The 20,338-nt window shown below is 63.6% G+C and carries 10 protein-coding genes and 1 pseudogene; 5 read left to right on the plus strand and 6 right to left on the minus strand.

Annotated features, from left to right (window positions below):
- Positions 1-268: 268 nt before the first annotated feature.
- Both OC445_RS21740 and OC445_RS21745 read right to left on the minus strand, forming a co-directional pair.
- The gene (locus tag OC445_RS21740; protein WP_198790517.1) at positions 269-700 is read right to left on the minus strand and encodes a hypothetical protein; all 432 of its coding nucleotides are present in this window, start codon (positions 698-700) and stop codon (positions 269-271) included.
- A gap of 91 nt (positions 701-791) precedes the next feature.
- Positions 792-1,580: an AraC family transcriptional regulator gene (locus tag OC445_RS21745; protein ID WP_032896737.1), complete on the minus strand. Its 789-nt coding sequence runs from the start codon at positions 1,578-1,580 to the stop codon at positions 792-794.
- 85 nt (positions 1,581-1,665) lie between these two features.
- Between OC445_RS21745 and OC445_RS21750 the strand changes: the two genes are divergently transcribed.
- From OC445_RS21750 to OC445_RS21765, 4 genes are all read left to right on the plus strand, one after another.
- Positions 1,666-2,664 (plus strand): bile acid:sodium symporter family protein, encoded by a 999-nt coding sequence (locus tag OC445_RS21750; RefSeq protein WP_034127750.1) that lies wholly within the window; start codon positions 1,666-1,668, stop codon positions 2,662-2,664.
- 87 nt (positions 2,665-2,751) lie between these two features.
- Entirely contained in the window at positions 2,752-3,114 is a 363-nt protein-coding gene (locus tag OC445_RS21755) for a type 1 fimbrial protein (protein WP_096143849.1), read from the plus strand.
- A gap of 112 nt (positions 3,115-3,226) precedes the next feature.
- On the plus strand, positions 3,227-4,414 hold the full coding sequence (locus OC445_RS21760; RefSeq protein ID WP_198790515.1) for a sugar transporter: 1,188 nt from the start codon (positions 3,227-3,229) through the stop codon (positions 4,412-4,414).
- Between the two features lie 22 nt (positions 4,415-4,436).
- Positions 4,437-4,997, plus strand: a complete 561-nt coding sequence (locus OC445_RS21765; protein ID WP_198790514.1) for a hypothetical protein — start codon at positions 4,437-4,439, stop codon at positions 4,995-4,997.
- A 64-nt stretch (positions 4,998-5,061) separates the two neighbouring features.
- Here the strand turns inward: OC445_RS21765 and OC445_RS21770 are convergent, their stop codons facing one another.
- The 4 genes and pseudogenes from OC445_RS21770 to OC445_RS21785 form a co-directional block, all read right to left on the minus strand.
- Positions 5,062-5,319, minus strand: a complete 258-nt coding sequence (locus tag OC445_RS21770; protein WP_032897892.1) for a hypothetical protein — start codon at positions 5,317-5,319, stop codon at positions 5,062-5,064.
- Between the two features lie 365 nt (positions 5,320-5,684).
- Positions 5,685-6,884: an NAD(P)/FAD-dependent oxidoreductase gene (locus OC445_RS21775; RefSeq protein WP_198790513.1), complete on the minus strand. Its 1,200-nt coding sequence runs from the start codon at positions 6,882-6,884 to the stop codon at positions 5,685-5,687.
- Between the two features lie 111 nt (positions 6,885-6,995).
- A complete protein-coding gene (locus OC445_RS21780; protein ID WP_198790512.1) occupies positions 6,996-7,991 on the minus strand; it encodes a GlxA family transcriptional regulator in 996 nt (331 codons plus the stop codon).
- Positions 7,992-8,053: 62 nt separating this feature from the next.
- Positions 8,054-8,212, minus strand: a pseudogene (locus OC445_RS21785) (transaldolase family protein); the annotation flags it as partial.
- A 329-nt stretch (positions 8,213-8,541) separates the two neighbouring features.
- Between OC445_RS21785 and OC445_RS21790 the strand changes: the two are divergent.
- On the plus strand, positions 8,542-20,338 hold an 11,797-nt coding region (locus tag OC445_RS21790), incomplete at its 3' end, for a non-ribosomal peptide synthetase (protein ID WP_262020352.1).

Below are 20,338 nucleotides of genomic sequence, written 5' to 3' on the forward strand. Positions count from 1 at the left end.
GTGGGAGCTGGTTTGCCTGCTATAGCGGTGGTTCAGTTGAATATTCAGTGACTGACACGCCGCCTTCGCGGGCAAGCCCGCTCCCACAGGGGATCTGTGCCGGACGCTGATTTTGTGGGCGATGCATGACCAATGTGGGAGCTGGCTTGCCTGCGAAGGCGGCGTGACAGTCCCTGCGCCTGTTACTGCACTACCGCTATAGCAGGCAAGCCAGCTCCCACATGGTTCTTCTTTGCTTTGACAGTGGTGTTTCCCACATTAACCTGTGTCAGGCTGCGGCTTGCGGCTGGATGCGCAATTGGCCCTCGACATCCTTGACCAACCCACTGGCGACAAACAGCGGCGCCAGGCGTTTGTGCCACTGTGGCTCGACAAACTCTTTGACTGTATCCAGCGCCAACGTTCCACTGAGCGGCAGCTCGGCCTTGGTGTACGACAACCATGCCTTCTTCAACGCCATCAACACATCACTCCCCGCCGTCGAAGCGAAGCGACGGTGCACCGGTTTACCCTCGAAGGTGAAGGTGTGTTGGAACTCATAACCGCTTTCATCGCCGCCGTTGGCCGTGCAGCGCACGCAGGTGCAAGGGCCGTCGCCGAAGGCGCTGCGCAGGTAGGCGTTGAAGTCCACCACGGGCTTGAGTGACAGGCGCTTATCAACCTCGAACAGGTCCCCGGTCATTTTTTCGTCAGTGTTCAACGTCCATTCCTCGCAGTCGGTTGCTGTGTTTCAAAGCGCGGCACAATACCAGCCGAGCGTGGGTTTGGGGATTATTTGCGTCGTGGGAGGGTCAGCGGAAGAACTCACCGGGGGTGGAATCGAACTGCTGACGAAATGCATTGATAAACGCTGAGGTCGATTCATAGCCACACCCCAATGCCACATCCGTCACCCGCTCGCCTTGTTCCAGGGCGGGCAGGGCGCTCAACAGGCGCAGGCGCTGGCGCCACGCGCGGAATGTCAGCCCGGTGTCACTCAGGAACACCCGACTGAGGGTCTTTTCGCTGACCCCCAGTTTGCGGCTCCACTCGCCCAAGGTGGTCTGCTGCTCGGGGTGCAGGTTCAGGCTGCGGTAGATCTGCCGCAGTCGTGGGTCGTGAGGCAGCGGCAACATCAAATCCACCTGGGGTGCGGCGGCGAGCTGGTCGAGCAGTACCTGTGCCAGGCGCCCGTCCGGCCCGTCCTCGGTATATTCCACCGGTAATTGGCTGAAGTTGCGGATCAGCTCGCGTAACAAACTGCTCACCTCCAGCACCTGGCAACGCTCGGCGGCCCACGCGGTGACGCTGCAATCGAGGTACAAGCTGCGCATCTCCGTATGGGGCGAACTGAACACACGATGGGGCATGCCGGCCGGAATCCATACGGCGCGCTGCGGTGGCGCGACGAAACGACCGACGCTGGTCTGGATCTCCAGCACGCCGGAAATCGCGTAGGACAACTGCACCCACGGGTGGCTGTGGCGTCGTGTCAGCGCCCGGTTGGGCAAGGATTCAGTACGCCCGTACACCGGCCTCGGCAGGCTGGAAAGCCCAGGTACACTGCGGCGCACGGCTTTTTCATGTCCTTTAGGCGGCATTTACTGGCTCATTGGCGTTAGTCGGTAACAGGTGGTTACGTTAGAGTCGTCGCGACGCTCTTGGCAACCCCTGGAAGAATTGCTTATGACCCGGCCCCGGTTTCTCCCCGACAACTTCACCCTCACCCTGATCGCCACGGTGATCCTCGCTTCACTGCTGCCCGCCAGCGGCCAGACCGCCGTGGCGTTCGGCTGGGTCACCAACCTGGCCATCGCGCTGCTGTTTTTCCTGCACGGCGCCAAGCTGTCGCGCAAGGCTATCGTCGCCGGTGCCGGCCACTGGCGTTTGCATTTGCTGGTGTTCAGCCTGACCTTCGTACTGTTTCCGTTGCTGGGCCTGGCGCTCAAGCCAGTGCTGTCGCCGCTGATCGGCAACGAGCTGTACATGGGCATGCTCTACCTCTGCGCCTTGCCGGCCACTGTGCAATCGGCGATTGCCTTTACCTCCCTGGCCCGCGGCAACATCCCGGCGGCCATCTGCAGCGCGGCGGCGTCCAGCCTGTTCGGCATCTTCCTGACGCCGTTGCTGGTAGCGCTGCTGCTCAACGTGCATGGGGATGGCGGCTCCACAGTCGATGCGATTGTCAAAATCAGCGTGCAGTTGTTGCTGCCCTTCATCGCCGGGCAAGTCGCCAGCCGCTGGATCGGTGGCTGGGTCGGGCGTAACAAAGCCTGGCTGAAATTCGTCGATCAGGGCTCGATTCTGTTGGTGGTCTACGGCGCCTTCAGCGAGGCGGTCAATGAGGGCATCTGGCACCAGATCCCGCTGTGGGAATTGGGCGGGTTGGTGGTGGCCTGCTGCGTGTTGCTGGCCCTGGTGTTGGTGGCGTCGACGCTGCTGGGCAAGGCGTTTGGTTTTAACCAGGAAGACCGTATCACCATCCTGTTCTGCGGCTCGAAGAAAAGCCTGGCGACCGGCGTGCCGATGGCGCAGGTGCTGTTTGCCGGGGCGAGCATGGGGGTGTTGATTTTGCCGTTGATGCTGTTTCACCAGATCCAGTTGATGGTTTGTGCGGCGTTGGCCCAACGCTATGCCCAGCGGCCGGAGAGCATTCCTGAATTGATGGGGCAGGTAGATCCGTGATGCACCTCTCATTCGCGGGTAAATAAGCTCAAGTTAACCGGCGTGCCGACGACTTACTTCTTAACTGACCCAAGAAGGAGTGTCGGCATGAACGTTCGTCGTGTTGCGGTAATGACTGGCCTCCTGGCCCTGTGGGCAAGTACCTGCGGCGCCGCCCAGACCGTGGGGCAGGGCACCATCAGGTTCAGCGGCGCGATTGTCGAGTCAGGGTGTGCGACAAATGCGCGCAGCGGCTCGGTAATGGAACTGCGCGGTTGCGCCCAATCCAGTCGTGGCAGCCGAATCGAGGTGCGCAGTGTCGCGCCGGTGGTCAGCGTCGACGCACCCCATGTGCGGCTGGTAGCGGACACCGGCGAGGGGCGCTATTACGATCAGCGTTACGTGCTGGTAGACCGCGCCGGCAAGCTGATTCAGTCGGGCAATTACGTGATTACCATGACCTCGCCATAAACCCTGGGGCGACGATCCGCAGCAACAGCGGTGCGAGAAACCTATAGAATGTTCGGCGGCGGCGCTTGTCCTGGGTGGCCGCTTGATCATCGTCAGAGTACCGCGCCCGTCAATGAGCCTTTCAGCCGCAACCCCCCAAGCCAATTGGCAACCGGTCATCGCCCTCGCGCTGGCCGCGTTTGTGTTCAATACCACCGAATTCGTCCCCGTCGGGCTGCTCAGCGCCATTGGTGCCAGCTTTGACATGCCCGTGGCCAGCGTCGGCCTGATGCTCACCATCTACGCGTGGATTGTGTCGCTGACCTCGCTGCCGGTGATGCTGCTGACCCGCAACGTCGAACGGCGCAAATTGCTGATCGTGCTGTTCGGTCTGTTTATCGCCAGCCATATTCTCTCCAGCGTGGCCACCAGCTTCGGCTTGCTGATGGTCAGTCGGGTCGGCATTGCCCTGGCCCATGCGTTGTTCTGGTCGATCACGGCTTCACTGGCTGTGCGCCTGGCGCCAGAAGGCAAGCAGGTGCAGGCTCTTGGCTTGTTGGCTACCGGCACGTCCCTGGCGATGGTGTTGGGCATTCCCTTGGGCCGTCTGTTGGGCGAGGCCATGGGCTGGCGTACCACCTTTCTGGTGATCGCCGCCTTCGCCGCCGCCCTTGTGTTCTGGCTGGGGCGCACCTTGCCGCTGCTGCCCAGCCAGAACTCCGGCTCCCTGCGCAGCCTGCCGTTGCTGTTCAAGCGCCCGGCGCTGGTGGCGCTCTATGTGCTGACCGCAATGACCGTCACTGCGCAATTCACCGCCTACAGCTACATCGAACCCTTCGTCGAAGGCGTCGCCGGCCTGGGCGGCAGTGCCGTGACCCTGATCCTGCTGGTGTTCGGTGGTGCTGGCATCATCGGCTCGTTGTTGTTCAGCCTGGTGCATCGCTTCAACCCCCACCTGTTCGTGATCGGCGCAGTGTCTATCCTCGCCGCGTGCCTGGCGCTGATGCTGCCGTTGAGCGGCGCCGAGTCTTACCTGGTGGGGCTGAGCATTTTCTGGGGCATGGCGATCATGGGGTTTGGCCTGGCCATGCAGTCCAAGGTGCTGGTGCTGGCACCGGATGCCACGGATGTGGCCATGGCGATGTTTTCCGGGATCTACAACATTGGCATCGGCGGCGGCGCGTTGATGGGCAGTTGGGTGGGCAGCCACTTCGGCTTCGCCTGGATCGGCGCGGCGGGCGGTTTGCTGGCGGGGCTGGCGTTGGTGGGGTATTGCCTGGCGATTCGGCGGTTTGGGCAGGGTGTGCCGCTTAACAAATGAATTTCACAGGGATTGGTGATTGATGAAGTACTTGATCGTTGCATGTGTTCTGTTAGGGCTCAGCGGTTGCGTTACCAACCAGTTGCACTTCGCGGCGTACTCGACGGAGGCCGAGTTGGCGGCAATCAAAAGTAGTGTTGTACAGGCCGACATCGTGCAAGTGACTGGCGCTGAAAAGTGTACGCGCTGCAAGGAGTCGAGCAAGCTTGTTTGGCATGCTGCTAATTACAATGTCGGCCTTTACGAGGGGTTCGCCAACGTTCCTGTTGACGACTGGACCGAGTTCACCAAACGTGCGGTGGGCGTTTCTCCCTCTTCGACACTCAAAACCAGCGTCGAGATCGACAGAGTCTTCGTCAAGACTTGGAACTCTCCTGACTATTACGCCTGTGAGGTTAGCCTGACGGTGGATATCGCCGGCACGAAATATGCTGGGCATTCCCGGCTCAAGTTGAAGCAGGCGGGGCAAAGCTTGATAGGTGACAAGCTTGCTGCCCTTAACGCGCAGGTATTGGATACTGTAGGCCTGACAGTTAAAGCAGCCTATATGGATGCTTTGGCCAACTATCACAAGGTACGCTGAATAAATGCGGCTTTGCTGATTTGCTGAGTTTATAGAGGGCGACCGTAAGGTCGCCTGTTTTCGGTTACGACATCCTTGCCCTTAGCCTACGCCCGATCACATCCAGTAAATCGCAGCCGTCCCGCAATGGAATACTCAACAGCAACGCGAAGTCCTGCAGCACCACGGTATCGCTGCTGATTTCATCGCGAAGTGCCAGGTTTTCCAGAACTTGAGTGACTGCCCGAATACGAAAAACTGCTGCGTCATGCAAAGCATCAAGCGGCGCCTGAGTATCGATTAGCAGTGTAGGTATGGTGCAATCGGGGCCCGTTATGGGCATATACCGATCAGATGAGGTCATGGTTCTTGCTCCTATATCTAAGTGAGCCGTCACCTTCTGCCGCCAAGCAGAATTAGGGTGGCGGATTACGCAAGGTTGGCGGACCGGGGATATAGGACCCGGCACTTCCGAAGAAGTCCCTGCGCAACCCGCCATTGCACGAAATCACGGGCGCAAAAAAAGCGCCTGCAATCGTGTTGGGGGCGCCGTTGCGCCTATATCTGGTCGGACCGCCAAGTCCAATCGCAGCACTTGCTGCGAGTTGAAAGAGTAGCCTGCGCGATGCTCCATCGCAACCGGGAAGTGGATGACATCAAAAAATTGGACCGTTCACATCCTGTCATTGTGGTGAGCAACGCGAAGTTCTACGCCACCGGGATCAACGGATCCGCTGCCGCCAACGCCACCTTTCTATCCGCCGCCGGTGGATAGATCCACACGCTATTGATCTGCTGTTTGAGTTCCTTGGCTTCCTGGCCCACCAGCTTGAGCTGACGGTCCCAGCCTTCGGTGTACACCGCGCCCCAGGCGCCGAGGTCGAGGCAGGTCACGTATTTGGGTTGGCTGTAGGCCATGGGGGCCACGCCGATCAGATCGGCGGCGACGTTGTTGCCGGCGTAGCGGCCCAGCGCGATGGCGTGCTGGCAGGACATGGCAGCGAAGTTGCCCAGCGCGTCAGTGGCGGCGTAGGCCACGTCGCCAGCGGCGAAGATGGTAGCCTGGCCCTTGACCTTGAGGTGGGCGTCCACGTGCAGGCGGCCCTGGGGATCGCGGGTGCCCTCAATCTGTTCGGTCAGGGGGTTGGCGCGAAAGCCGATGGTCCAGATCACGGTGCTCGATTCAATCCGCTGCCCATCAGCCAGGGTCACGCCACCGGCATCCACCGAGGCGACCGAGGTGTTCAGTACCCATTCAAGCCCCAGTGCCTGGCTGGCTTCGATGATCGAGGGGCGTATGCCATCGCCCATCGACGCGGCAATCTGCGGCCCGCGGTCGACCACGATCACACGGATGTTGGCCGTCTCACCCAGTGCCGCACGCAGGCGCGCCGGCATTTCGGTGGCGGTCTCGATACCGGTAAAGCCGCCGCCGGCCACCACCACGGTATTGCGGGCCGGGGTGTCGGGCAGGTTTTTCAGGGCGTTGATATGGGCTTCAAGGTGCGCGGCGTCTTCGATCTGATCCACATCGAACACATGCTCGATGCCGTCCATGCCGGGGCGGTTCAAGCGGCTGCCGGCGGCCACTACCAGGCGATCGTAGGCGAGGGTGGCCGGGATGCCGGCCGCGTTGCGGTAGGTCACTTGCTTATTAGTGGCGTCGATGCTGTCGGCGGCGCCTTGCACAAAGGTCACGCCCACAGCGTCGAACAGCGCATCAAGCGGGGCCAGCATGGTATGTACATCGGGCTCGTAGAACCGCGGGCGGATACGCAGCTCCGCTTGGGGGGCGAGCAGGCTGATGCGCACATCGTTGCGGTCGTGTTTATCCAGTAGCCGAACCGCGCTCAAGGCGCTCCACACGCCACCGAACCCGGCGCCAATGATCAGAATGTGTTGTTTCATGGGGTTGCTCCAGAGACCAGATAAGCCGCAAGGCATTGCCGGATCACTGTAAAAGCAGCAGGGTCTGTCCGAAAGGACAGATAACCCTGGATGACTGCCACCTCTGCCGGCCTAGCTGGAAAAGCGCTCGCGGTAGTCGCGGGGTGAGATGGCCAGGTGGCGGTGGAAGGTGCAGCGCATGCGTTCCTCATCGCCAAACCCGCAAAGCCCGGCGATCTGGTCGATGCTGCGCTGGGAGTCTTCGAGCATGCGGCGCGCCGCTTCCATGCGAAACAGTTCGATGGCCTTGGCCGGGGTGCGACCGGTTTTTTGCTTATAGACCCGGGCAAAGTTGCGTGGGCTCATATGGCTCTGCGCGGCCAGGCGCTCGACGCTGAGGTCGCTGTCGCGCAGGTTGTCGCTGATCCACGCATGCAGCGCATCAAAGCTGGCACTGTCGGCGGTTTGCGCTTGCAGCACCTGGCTGAACTGCGCCTGGCCACCGGGGCGCTTGAGGAACACCACCAATTCGCGTGCCACTTGCAGCGCCACTTCGCGCCCGCAGTCAGCCTCCACCAGCGCGAGCGCCAGGTCGATCCCGGCGCTGACGCCCGCCGAGGTCCACACCTGGCCTTGCTGCACGAAGATCGCGTCCACGTCCACCTCGATGCTCGGGAAGCGTTGCTTGAGCAGCTCGCACATGGCCCAATGCGTTGCCGCGCGGCGCCCCTCCAGCAAGCCCGCCAGCGCCAGCAAAAACGTGCCGCTGCACACCGAGGCGGTCCGTCGCGCCTGGCCGGAGGCGTTGCGCAACCAGTCCACCAGCGCGGTATTTTCCAGCATGGCTTGCTCAATGGCCGGCGCGCCGGGTACCACCAGGGTGTCGATGGCAGCGGGGTCAAACTGTGCCAAGGCGACGGTGTCGACGCTCAAGCCCTCGGCGGTCGGCATCAGCCCGCCCGCCAGGCTGGCGTTGTGCAACACATAACCTTGCAAACCGCGCTCGGCCATGGCCTTGGTCGCGGCCCAGAACACCGTCTGGGCGCCAGTCAGGTCGAGCAAGCCCATGTGCGGGTAGGTCAGGAACACCAACGTGCGTGGTTGGGCCAAAGGAGAGAGTGCAGTCATGCGCAGGCCAGCAGCTTTTCCAGTTTTTCCTGATCCCGCGCAAACTGTCGGATCCCTTCGGCACGCAATCGCTCGGCGTATTCCGGGATGGCGCAGGCCTTGAGCAGCAGCGACGGGTTGGTGGTGGCGCCCACGGGCCGCAGGCGGCTGATGGCTTCCAGATTGCCGGTGTCGCAGACCACAGTGGTGAATGGCTTGAGTTGTTCAAGTTTGGACGTCATCGCCGCGTTCTCCGGAAAAGGGCACGGCGCTGTTTTACCATGTCCCGCGCACCTTGTTTACCCTGAGGCTGTCAGCTCCGGGCCGCCTTGGCATCCACAGAGAGGGGTAACCGCCAGAGTCCGGTGGAACCCTTCAGCCGGGCACTTGTCCCCGCTTCCCATGTCACCCCCCAGCCCACAGATACCTTAATTTTCCAAGCCTGCCGGAAGCCACTCCAGGCCCTCGGCTGCGCCCGCTATTTTTTCCTGGGCGCCCGGCACTGCCGATCCAAGCGGCAAAACTGAATACGGACATTCTCGTCAACCGTGAATTATCAGGCAGGTTACCCATGCAGTTCAGCGACTTACTGGCAGCGATCTCCACCCATGCGATCCGTCTGCAGACCGAAGAGGGCGACCTGATCGTCCTGGGCGATGACGAAGCGTTGGACGACGCGCTCTGGGATCAATTGATCGCGCACAAACCCCAACTGTTGCAGTTGGTCGCCGAACATGGCGGTGACTGGCTGAGCCCGGCCTACCGCATCACACCGGACATGCTGGCCCTGGTCAACCTCGGCCAGCCGGCCATCGACCGCATCGTCGCGGCGATCCCCGGCGGCGCGGCGAATGTGCAGGATATCTACCCCCTGGCGCCGCTCCAGGAAGGCATGCTTTATCACCATCTTTCGGCGCAGAAGGGTGACCCTTACGTGCTGCACGCGCAGTTCGTGTTCGACAGCCGCGCACGCCTTGAGGCCTTTGCCGAGGCGTTGCAATGGGTCATCGACCGTCACGACATCCTGCGTACCTCCATGGTCTGGGAGCGCCTGGACGAGCCGCTGCAAGTGGTGTGGCGCAAGGCTGTGCTGGCCTGCGAAGAGGTGCCTCTGGACGGTGCTGACCGCCTCGCTCAATTGCTCGCTCGTTATGATGCCCGCGCTTATCGCATGGACCTGGGCCAGGCGCCGCTGCTGCGCCTGGTATTCGCTGACGACCCGGCCAACCAGCGGGTGGTGGCGATGCTGCTGTTCCACCACACCATCCTTGATCACACGGCCCTGGATGGCGTTCGGCATGAGATCCAGCTGTACCTGGCCGGGCAGCAAGCCCAGGCCCCTGCACCGGTAGCGTTTCGCAGCTATATCGCCCAGGTGCGCCATGGCGTCAGCGAGCAGGCCCATGAGGCGTTCTTCCGCGACATGCTGGCGGATATCGATGAACCGACGCTGCCGTTCGGCCTGCAAGATGTGCAGGGTGATGGCCAAGGGATCGACGAAGTGCGCATCCCCGTCGACAGCGCTCTGAGCCGCCGCCTGCGCAGCATGGCGCGCCCGCTGGGGGTGAGTGTGGCGAGCCTGATGCATCTGGCTTTGGCGCGAGTGCTGGGTGCAGTCTCCGGTCGGGAGGCGGTGGTATTTGGCACTGTGATGCTCGGGCGCATGGGCGCAGGTGAGGGCGGTGAGCGGGCCTTGGGCATGTTCATCAACACCTTGCCACTGCGGGTGGATGTGGGTGAGCAGGGCGTGCGCGCTGCGGTCAAGGTCACCCATGAGCGCCTCACGCGCTTGCTCGATCACGAACATGCGTCCCTGGCGCTGGCACAACGGTGCAGCGGCGTGGCGGCGCCTACGCCGCTGTTCAGCGCGATACTCAACTACCGTCACAGCGCCGCCACCGACATGGCGGCGGTGATCGAAGTCGCCGACGGCATCCGGGTGTTGGGCGCCGAGGAGCGCACCAATTACCCGCTGACGCTAAACGTCGATGACCTGGGTGAAGACTTCGCCCTGACCGTGATGGTCGATGCGTCCATTGGCGCGCAGCGGGTTGCGGGTTATCTGCATACGGCCTTGGAAAGCCTGGCCGACGCCCTTGAACAACGACCGGATATGCCGCTCTGCGGCCTGAACATCCTGCCTGACGCTGAACGCCACCATTTGCTGCACACTTTGAATCATTGCTCTACGCATTACGCCGACACCCAACTGATCCACCAGCAAGTCGAAACCCACGCCGCTGCCCAGCCCGATGCCATTGCGCTGCGCTTCGAGCACCACGCCCTGACCTACCGCCAACTCAACGAACGCGCCAACCAGGTCGCCCACGCGCTCCTGGCCCACGGCGTGTGCCCCGACGCGCGCGTGGCGATTTGTGTGGAGCGTGGCCCGCAGATGATCATCGGCCTGCTTGGCATTCTCAAGGCCGGTGCGGGCTATGTGCCCATCGACCCGGCCTATCCCCAGGAACGCATCGCCTACACCCTGGCCGACAGCCAGCCGGTGGCGGTACTGGTGCAGGCCAACACGGCGCAGCAGGTCGGCGCACTGGCCCGGATCGACCTGGACCACCTGGGCCCGTTGCCCATCACCAACCCTGGGTTGCACCTGAGCCCGGCCAACCTGGCCTACGTCATCTACACCTCCGGCTCCACTGGCCAGCCCAAGGGCGTGATGATCGAGCATCGCCAGGTCGCACGCCTGTTCAGCGCCACCCACCACTGGTTCGGGTTCAACCCGCACGATGTGTGGGCGCTGTTCCATTCCTTCGCGTTCGACTTTTCCGTGTGGGAAATCTGGGGCGCGCTGATGCACGGCGGCCAGTTGCTGATCGTGCCGCAACTGGTCAGCCGCTCGCCGGATGAGTGCTACGCGCTGTTGTGCGACGCCCAGGTGAGCATCCTCAACCAGACGCCGAGCGCGTTCCGCCAGTTGATCGCGGCCCAGGGCAACAGTGCCCAGTCCCATTCCTTGCGCCAAGTGATTTTCGGCGGCGAAGCCCTGGAACCGGGCATGCTCAAGCCGTGGTACGCACGGGCAGTGAATGCCGGTACGCAACTGGTGAACATGTACGGCATCACTGAAACCACCGTGCATGTGACCTACCGTGCGCTGGAAGCGGCCGACGCGCACTTGGTCGGCGTGAGCCCGATTGGCGTGCGTATTCCCGATTTGCAGTTGTACGTGCTGGATGAGCGCCATGAGCCCTTGCCCCTGGGTGTGGTGGGCGAGTTGTACGTGGGCGGTGCCGGGGTGGCGCGTGGTTACCTCAACCGCCAGGCGCTGAATGCCGAACGCTTCCTTGCCGACCCGGCCACCGGCTTGCGCATGTACAAGACCGGCGACCTCGGCCGCCTGCTGGCCGACGGCAGTGTTGAGTACCTGGGGCGTAACGATGACCAGGTCAAGATCCGTGGTTTCCGTATCGAACTGGGTGAAATCCAGGCGCACCTGGCCACTGCCAGCGGCGTGCGCGATGCGGTGGTGATCGCCCGTGAAGATCAGCCGGGCGACAAACGCCTGGTGGCCTATGTGATCAGCGATGGCGAACTCAACGTGGCCGCCCTGCGTGACCATCTACTGCTGAGCCTGGCCGAACACATGGTGCCCAGCGCCTTCGTGCGCCTGGATACGCTGCCGTTGACCACCAACGGCAAACTCGACCGCAAGGCCTTGCCCGCACCCGATGCCGACGCCGTGGCCCGGCGCGAGTATGCGGCGCCCCAGGGGGCGGTGGAAACCACCCTCGCCATGCTCTGGCAAGACCTGCTCAACGTCGACCGTGTCGGTCGTGAGGACAATTTCTTCGAGCTCGGCGGCCATTCGCTGCTGGCGGTCAAGCTGATCGAACGCATGCGCCAGGTCGACCTCAGCGCCGATGTGCGCGTGCTGTTCGGTCAACCGACCTTGGCGGCGCTCGCTGCGGCGGTGGGCGGCCAGCAGACCGTGCAGGTGCCGGCCAACCTTATTCAAGCAGACACGCAGGCCATAACCCCGGACATGCTGCCCCTGGTCGAGCTGGATCAGGCCGCTATCGACCATATCCTTGAGGCCGTGCCCGGTGGCGTTGCCAACGTGCAGGACATCTACGGCCTGGCGCCGCTGCAGGCCGGCATTCTCTACCACCACCTGGCGACCACCGAGGGCGACCCCTACGTGTTGCAGGTGCAGTTGCGGTTTCACGACCAGGGCGCCGTCGACGGGTTTGTCAACGCGCTGCACACGGTGATCGAGCGCAACGATATTCTGCGCACCGCCATCCTCTGGGAGGGCCTGGAAGAGCCGGTGCAAGTGGTGTTACGCCAGGCACCCTTGGTGATCGAACGCCTGGATGCGCTGGGCAGTGATGCACTGGAGCATCTGCAACAGCGTTTCGACCCACGCCACTATCGCCTGGACCTGTCACGCGCCTCGCTGATGCGCCTGGCGTATGCGCAGGACAGCCACGGCTTGGTCGGCATTTTGCTGCTGCACCATATCCTCCTCGACCACACGGCCCTGCACGTGCTGGTCAAAGAGATGAGTGCCAGCCTGCATGGCCACAGCGCGCAACTGCCTGACGCGGTGCAGTATCGCAACTACGTGGCCCAGGCCCGCCTCGGTGTCACCCAGGCCCAGCATGAAGCCTTCTTCAGCCAGATGCTGGGCGACATCGACGAGCCGACCCTGGCCTTCGGCTTGCAGGACGTGAATGGTGACGGCAGCGGCATCCATGAAGCGCGCCTGCCGCTGGAGCCTGCGCTCAACCTGGGCTTGCGCGAACAGGCGCGGCAACTGGGCGTGAGCACCGCGAGCCTGGTACACCTGGCCTGGGCCCAGGTGCTGGGCCAGGTGTCTGGCCAGCAGGAGGTGGTATTCGGCACCGTGTTGCTGGGCCGTATGCAGGGCGGCGAGGGCGCGGACCGGGCGCTGGGGATGTTTATCAATACCTTGCCGCTGCGGGTCAGCGTTGGCAGCGTCGGCGTGCAGGCCGGCGTGCGCGCCACCCATGCGCGCCTGGCGCAACTGCTCGGGCACGAACATGCCTCGTTGTCCCTGGCCCAGCGTTGCAGTGGCGTGCCGGGCTCGCTGCCGCTGTTCAGCACCTTGCTCAACTACCGGCACAGCGCAGCCGATGAAGCGCCGGGGGACAACCCCTTTGCCGCTTCCGGTATCGAGATTCTCAGCTCCGAAGAACGTAGCAACTATCCGCTGGTGCTCAACGTTGATGACCTGGGGAGTGGCTTTGCGCTGACGGTGCAAGGCGTCGCGCACCTGGATGTGCAACGCGTGGGTGAGTACATGCTCACCGCGTTGCGCCATGTGGTGAGCGCGCTGCAACATGCGCCGACCACGCCGCTGCAGGCGGTGTCGATCCTGCCGCCTTCCGAGCGTCATCAAGTGCTGGTAGGTTTCAACGCCACCGCCCGGCAATACCCCTCGCAACTTACTGTCTCGCAACTGTTTGAAGCCCAGGCGCTGGCCCGCCCTGAAGCGTCGGCGGCGGTGCAGGGCGAGCTGTCACTGAGCTACCGTGACCTCAATCGCCGTGCCAACCGCCTGGCCCATCATCTGATCAGCCAGGGGGTGCAGCCCGGCGAAAGCGTGGCGATTGCCTTGCCGCGTTGCCTGGATCTGCTGGTCTGCCAACTGGCGATCCTCAAGTGCGCTGCGGTGTATGTGCCGCTGGACGTCAACGCGCCTGTCGAACGCCAGGCCTTCATCGTCAAAGACAGCGGCGCACGCCATGTGCTGGACGACCTGGCGCAGTTGGATCTGGACACGCAGTCGCCCGCTAACCCCGACCCGGCCCAATCCGCGCAGAGCGTTGCCTACATCCTCTATACCTCCGGCTCCACCGGGACGCCCAAGGGCGTGCAAGTGCCCCACCTCGCTATCTCGCGGCTGGTGCTTAACAACGGTTTTGCCGAATTCAATGCCCACGACCGGGTGGCCTTTGCTTCCAACCCGGCATTTGACGCCAGCACCCTCGAGGTGTGGGCGCCGTTGCTCAATGGCGGTTGTGTGGTGGTGGTCGAGCAGGTGCAGTTGTTATCCCAAGCCGCGTTCGCCGAGCTGTTGCGGGAACAGGCGGTCAGCGTGTTATGGATGACCGCCGGGCTATTTCATCAGTACGCCGATGCGTTGATGCCGGTGTTCCGCCAATTGCGCTACCTGATCGTCGGCGGCGACGTGCTTGACCCTCAGGTGATTGGCCGGGTACTCAAGCTCGGCAAACCCCAGCATCTGCTGAATGGGTATGGCCCGACCGAAGCCACCACGTTCTCCACCACGTTTGAGATCACTACCCTTGGCGAGGGCGCTATTCCGATTGGTCGACCGATTGCCAACGCTCAGGCCTATGTACTGGACGCGCGCCAGCAACCGCTGCCCGTGGGTGTGACCGGCGAGCTCTATATCGGCGGTGCGGGCGTTGCGAAAGGCTACTTGAATCTGCCTCAGCTGAGCGCGGAAAAATTCGTCCCGAACCCATTCGGCGATGGCCAACTCTACCGCAGCGGTGATCTGGCCTGCTGGCGAGCCGACGGCAATTTGATGTATCTGGGGCGCAATGACCTGCAGGTGAAGATTCGTGGCTTTCGTATCGAACCCGGTGAAATCGAAGCGTGCCTGTGTGCCTGTGCCGGGATCAGGGACGTTGTGGTATCGGTTCGCGAAGACGAGCCTGGCCACAAACGGTTAGTGGCCTATTACACCGCCGACGCAACGTTGGATATCGCAACCCTGCGAGCTCATGTGCAAGGCCGGTTGCCCGATTACATGGTGCCTTCGGCTTATGTGTGGCTGGCGCAGTTGCCGCTTACCGCCAACGGCAAGCTCGACCGCAAGGCATTGCCGGCACCCGACCAGGCCGCCTTGATCAGCCGTGGCTACGACGCCCCACAAGGCGAGGTGGAAAGCCTGCTGGCGCAGATCTGGCAGGACGTGCTCAAGCTTGAACGCGTGGGGCGCCATGATCATTTCTTCGAATTGGGCGGGCATTCGTTGCTGGCGGTCAGCCTGATCGAACGCATGCGCCAGGTGGGCCTGAGCGCCGATGTGCGCGTGTTGTTCAGCCAGCCAAGCCTGGCCGCGCTGGCGGCAGCCGTGGGCAGCGGCAGAGAAATCGTGGTGCCCGCCAATGGCATCCCCACCGGCTGCATACAGATCACACCGTCGATGCTGAGCCTGGTGCAACTCACCCCGCAGGCCATCGCGAGGATTGTCGCCAGCGTGCCGGGTGGTGCAGCGAATATCCAGGATATCTACCCGCTGGCGCCGCTACAGGAAGGCATTCTCTACCACCACATCAGCGCCGAGCAGGGCGACCCGTACCTGCTGCAATCGCGCATGGCCTTTGACACTGCCGAGCGCCTGCACGGTTTTATGGGCGCGCTGCAACAGGTGGTGGCGCGCCACGACATTCTGCGTACCGCTGTGGTGTGGGAAGGGCTCGAAAGCCCGGTGCAAGTGGTGTGGCGCACCGCCCAGTTGGGGGTGCACGAGGTGATGCTCGACCCGGCACACGGCGACGTGATGGCGCAACTGCATGAGCGTTTCGATGCGCGTCACTACCGCCTGGACATTACCCAGGCGCCCTTGCTGCGCATGGTCTATGCCCAGGACCCGGCGCACAACCGGGTCGCGGCGATCCTGCTGTTCCATCACCTGGCGCTGGACCACACCGCCATGGAAGTGGTCGGCCAGGAAATGCGTGCCTTTATGTTCAACCAGGCCCAGGATTTGCCCGCCGCCGCGCCGTTTCGCAACTATGTGGCCCAGGCGCGACTGGGCGTCAGTGTGGCGCAGCATGAGCAGTTTTTCCGCGACATGCTCGCCGAGGTTGACGAGCCCACCTTGCCGTTTGGCCTGCAGGATGTGCAGGGCGATGGTCGTGCAATCGAAGAAGCCGAGGTGCACCTGGAAGCGGGCCTGGCCCAGCGTGTACGCCAGCAGGCGCGCCAACTGGGCGTCAGCGCCGCCAGCCTGATGCACCTGGCCTGGGCCCAGGTGTTGGGCCTGGTCTCGGGCCGCGACGAGGTGGTATTCGGCACGGTGCTGATGGGCCGTATGCAAGCCGGCGAGGGCGCAGACCGTGCGCTGGGGATGTTTATCAACACCTTGCCGCTGCGGGTCGATATTGCAGCCGGCGCAGCGCAGGCGGTCAAAGCCACCCATGCACGCTTGAGCGCCTTGCTCGGGCATGAGCATGCGTCACTGGCCCTGGCCCAGCGTTGCAGCGGTGTGCCGACCAGCACGCCGTTGTTCAGCGCCTTGCTCAATTACCGCCACAGCAACCCAGGCGAAATGGCCCGCGACGGCCACGGCATCTGGGAAGGCGTGCAACTGCTGGGCGGTGAAGAACGCAGCAACTACCCGCTGACCCTGAGCGTGGATGACCTGGGCGCAGGCTTTGGCCTGAGCGTGCTGGCCGTGCCGCAAATCGGCGCGCAGCGCCTGTGCGACTACATGCTCAGCGCCGTGGAGCAACTGGTTGCCACCCTTGAGACGGCGCCCCACCGCGCGCTGCGCCAGTTACCGATTCTGCCCGCCGCAGAGCGCGACACGGTGCTGCGCGAGTTCAACGCCACTGCCCACGACTTCCCCCGTGGCCAGACGGTCCACGGTGCGTTTGAGGTGCAGGCCGAGCGCCAGCCCCATCGCATTGCCGTGCAGCAAGGCAGCGAGGCGCTGACGTATCAGCAGCTCAATCAACGGGCCAACCAGTTGGCTCATCACTTGCTGGAACTCGGCGTGCAAGCCGATGACCGCGTGGCATTGTGTTGCCGTCGCGGCCCGCAGATGCTGGTGGGGCTGTTGGGCATTCTCAAGGCTGGCGCGGGCTATGTGCCGATCGACCCGGCGTACCCCGCCGAGCGTATCGCCTACTTGTTGCAAGACAGCGCGCCCGTGGCGGTGCTGGCCGAGACCAGCACGCGGGAGCTGCTGGGGCCCGTCGCCGTGGTCGATCTGCAGGACCCCGGTTGGCAGCGCCACGCCGTCAGCAATCCGCAACTGCCCGCCCTGACGCCCGCGCACCTGGCGTATGTGATCTACACCTCCGGCTCCACCGGCCTGCCCAAGGGCGTGATGGTGGAACACCGCACCGTGGAGAACCTGGTGCATTGGCACTGTGAGGCCTTTGGTCTGACAGCGGTGAGCCACACCAGCAGCGTGGCCGGCATGGGGTTTGATGCCATGGCCTGGGAAGTCTGGCCGGCCCTGTGCGTCGGCGCGACCCTGCACCTGCCACCCGCCGACATCGGCAACGAAAACATCGATGAACTGCTGGCCTGGTGGCTGGCACAGCCGTTGGACGTGAGTTTCCTGCCCACCCCGGTGGCCGAGTACGCGTTCAGCCTGCCCCAGCAGCACCCCACCTTGCGCATCCTGCTGATCGGCGGTGACCGCCTGCGTCAGTTCACCCAGGAGCGGCGCTTTGCGGTGGTCAACAACTACGGCCCCACCGAAGCCACGGTGGTTGCCACCTCCGGCCGCGTGCGGGCCGGGCAGGTGTTGCATATCGGCCGGCCCATCGCTAATGCCACCAGCTACGTGCTGGATGCGCACCTGCGTCCGGTACCGGTGGGTGTGGCCGGTGAACTTTATGTGGGCGGCAGCGGCGTGGCGCGGGGTTACCTGAACCGTCCCGAGCTGACGGCCGAGCGCTTCCTGCAAGACCCGTTCAACCCAGGGCAGATGTACCGCACCGGTGATCTGGTGCGTTGGCTGCCCGATGGCAACCTTGAGTACCTGGGCCGTAACGACGACCAGGTAAAACTGCGCGGCGTGCGGGTGGAACTGGGTGAAATCGAAAGCCGCCTGGCGGCACTGGACGGCATCCGCGAGGCCGTGGTGCTGGTGCGCGAAGGCCGCCTGTTGGCCTGGTTCACCGAACAGCGCCCGCTGCAGATCGAGACCTTGCGTGCGCACCTGCAGGCCCAACTTCCCGAGGCGCTGGTGCCGGTCGCCTACATGCGGGTTGATCAGTTGCCCCTGACCGCCAACGGCAAACTGGACCGCAAGGCATTGCCAGAGCCAGACCAGTGCGCCTTGCTCAGCCGTGAATACCAAGCCCCCCAGGGTGACGTCGAAACCACCCTGGCGCGGCTGTGGGCCGAGGTGTTGCAGGTGGAGCAAGTGGGTCGCCATGACCACTTCTTCGAACTGGGCGGCCATTCATTGCTGGCCGTCAGCCTCATCGAGCGCATGCGCCAAGCCGGCCTCAGCGCCGATGTGCGCGTGCTATTCAGCCAGCCAACCCTGGCCGCGCTGGCCGCCGCTGTCGGCAGTGGCCGCGAAGTGCAGGTGCCGGCCAATCGCATCAGTGCCGGTTGCCAGCGCATCACCCCGGACATGCTGGCCCTGGTGGACCTCGACCAGTCGGCGATCAACCAGGTGGTGGCCCAGGTGCCTGGCGGCGCTGCCAACGTGCAGGACATCTACCCGCTGGCGCCGTTGCAGGAAGGGATTTTCTATCACTACCTCACGGCGGCGCAGGGCGATCCTTACCTGCTGCAATCACACCTGGCGTTTGACGGTGTGGAGCGCCTGCAGGCCTTTATGCGCGCACTGCAACAGGTGATCGACCGCCACGACATCCTGCGCACCGGGGTGGTGTGGGAGGGCCTGGCGCAACCGCTGCAAGTGGTGTGGCGCCAGGCGCAGTTGTGCGTGCAGGAACTGCAACTGGAAGGTGACGTACTCGCCGGCCTGCACGAGCGGTTTGATGCGCGGCGGTATCGCCTGGAGATCAGCCAGGCGCCGCTGATCCGCCTGATGTACGCCCAGGACCCGGCCAACCAGCGCGTGGTGGCGGTGTTGCTCTATCATCATATCGTGTTGGACCACACCGCCTTCGACGTGGTGTTGCGCGAAATGCAGGGCCACCTGTTGGGCCACGCAGCGCCCACCGCCGCGCCAATGCCGTATCGCAACTATGTGGCCCAGGCCCGTTTGGGTGTCAGCGAACAGGAGCATGAGCAGTTCTTCCGCCAGATGCTGGGCGATGTCGACGAACCGACGTTGCCGTTCGGCTGGCAGGACGTGCGCGGCGACGGCAATGCCATCGACGAACACACCCTGCAACTGGACAGCCAGCTCAACCGCCGCCTGCGCAGCCAGGCACGGCTGCTGGGGGTCAGCGCTGCCAGCCTGTTCCATCTGGCCTGGGCGCAGGTGCTGGCCGCGGTATCGGCGCGCCATACGGTGGTGTTCGGCACGGTACTGGTGGGCCGTCTGCAAGGCGGCGAGGGAGCCGACCGCGCTCTGGGCGTGTTTATCAACACCTTGCCGCTGCGCCTGGATATCGACGACCAGGGCGCCCGCGCCGCCGTGCGGGCCACCCATGCGCGGCTGACCGAATTGCTCGGCCATGAACACGCCTCCCTGGCGTTGGCCCAGCGTTGCAGTGGCGTAGCGGCCCCGGCGCCCTTGTTCAGCTCGATGCTCAACTATCGCCATCGCGGCGCCGCCACCCGCTCGGCGGATGCGCAGTTGGCATGGGAAGGCATGCAGACCTTGGTCAATGACGGGCGCACCAATTACCCGCTGACCTTGAACGTGGATGACCTGGGCGACGGCTATGCATTCACCGCCCTGGCCCAGATGGATGCGCAACGGGTGTGCGGCTATATGCATAACGCGTTGAGCGGCCTGGTCGAGGCTCTTGAGCAGGCACCGCACCAGGCGCTGAACCGCCTGCCGGTGCTGGGGCTGCAAGAGCGGCAACAACTGCTGGTGCAGTTCAACGCCACCGAGGTGAACTACAACCTCGACCAGACCCTGCACGGGCTGTTTGAAGCCCAGGTTGTACGTACCCCGCAGGCAGTGGCGGTGAAGGCCGGCGAGCACACCTTGAGCTACCAGCAACTCAATGAACGCGCCAACCGCCTGGCCCATCACCTGCGTGACAGCGGTGTGCGCCCGGATGCACGGGTGGGCATCTGCGTCGAGCGCGGCCTGGACATGGTCGTCGGTTTGTTCGCCATCCTCAAGGCCGGCGGTGCCTATGTGCCGCTGGACCCGGCGTACCCGCCAGAGCGCATCGCCTACATGCTGCACGACAGCGCGCCGGTGGTGGTGCTGGCCCAAAGCGCCACCCGCAGCCTGCTGGGGGACGTGGCGGTAGTCGACCTCGACCACAGCACCTGGCAACACCAACCCGCCACCAACCCGCAAGTACCAAACCTCATTGCCCAACACGCCGCCTATGTGATCTACACCTCCGGTTCCACCGGCCAACCCAAGGGCGTGATCAACGAACATGCGGGGGTGGTCAACCGCCTGTTGTGGATGCAGGACGCCTATAGCCTCAAGGCTCACGATGCGGTGTTGCAGAAAACCCCGTTCAGCTTCGACGTGTCGGTGTGGGAGTTCTTCTGGCCGC

Source organism: Pseudomonas sp. Pse35, from assembly GCF_024519715.1.
GTDB classification, from domain to species: domain Bacteria; phylum Pseudomonadota; class Gammaproteobacteria; order Pseudomonadales; family Pseudomonadaceae; genus Aquipseudomonas; species Aquipseudomonas paracarnis.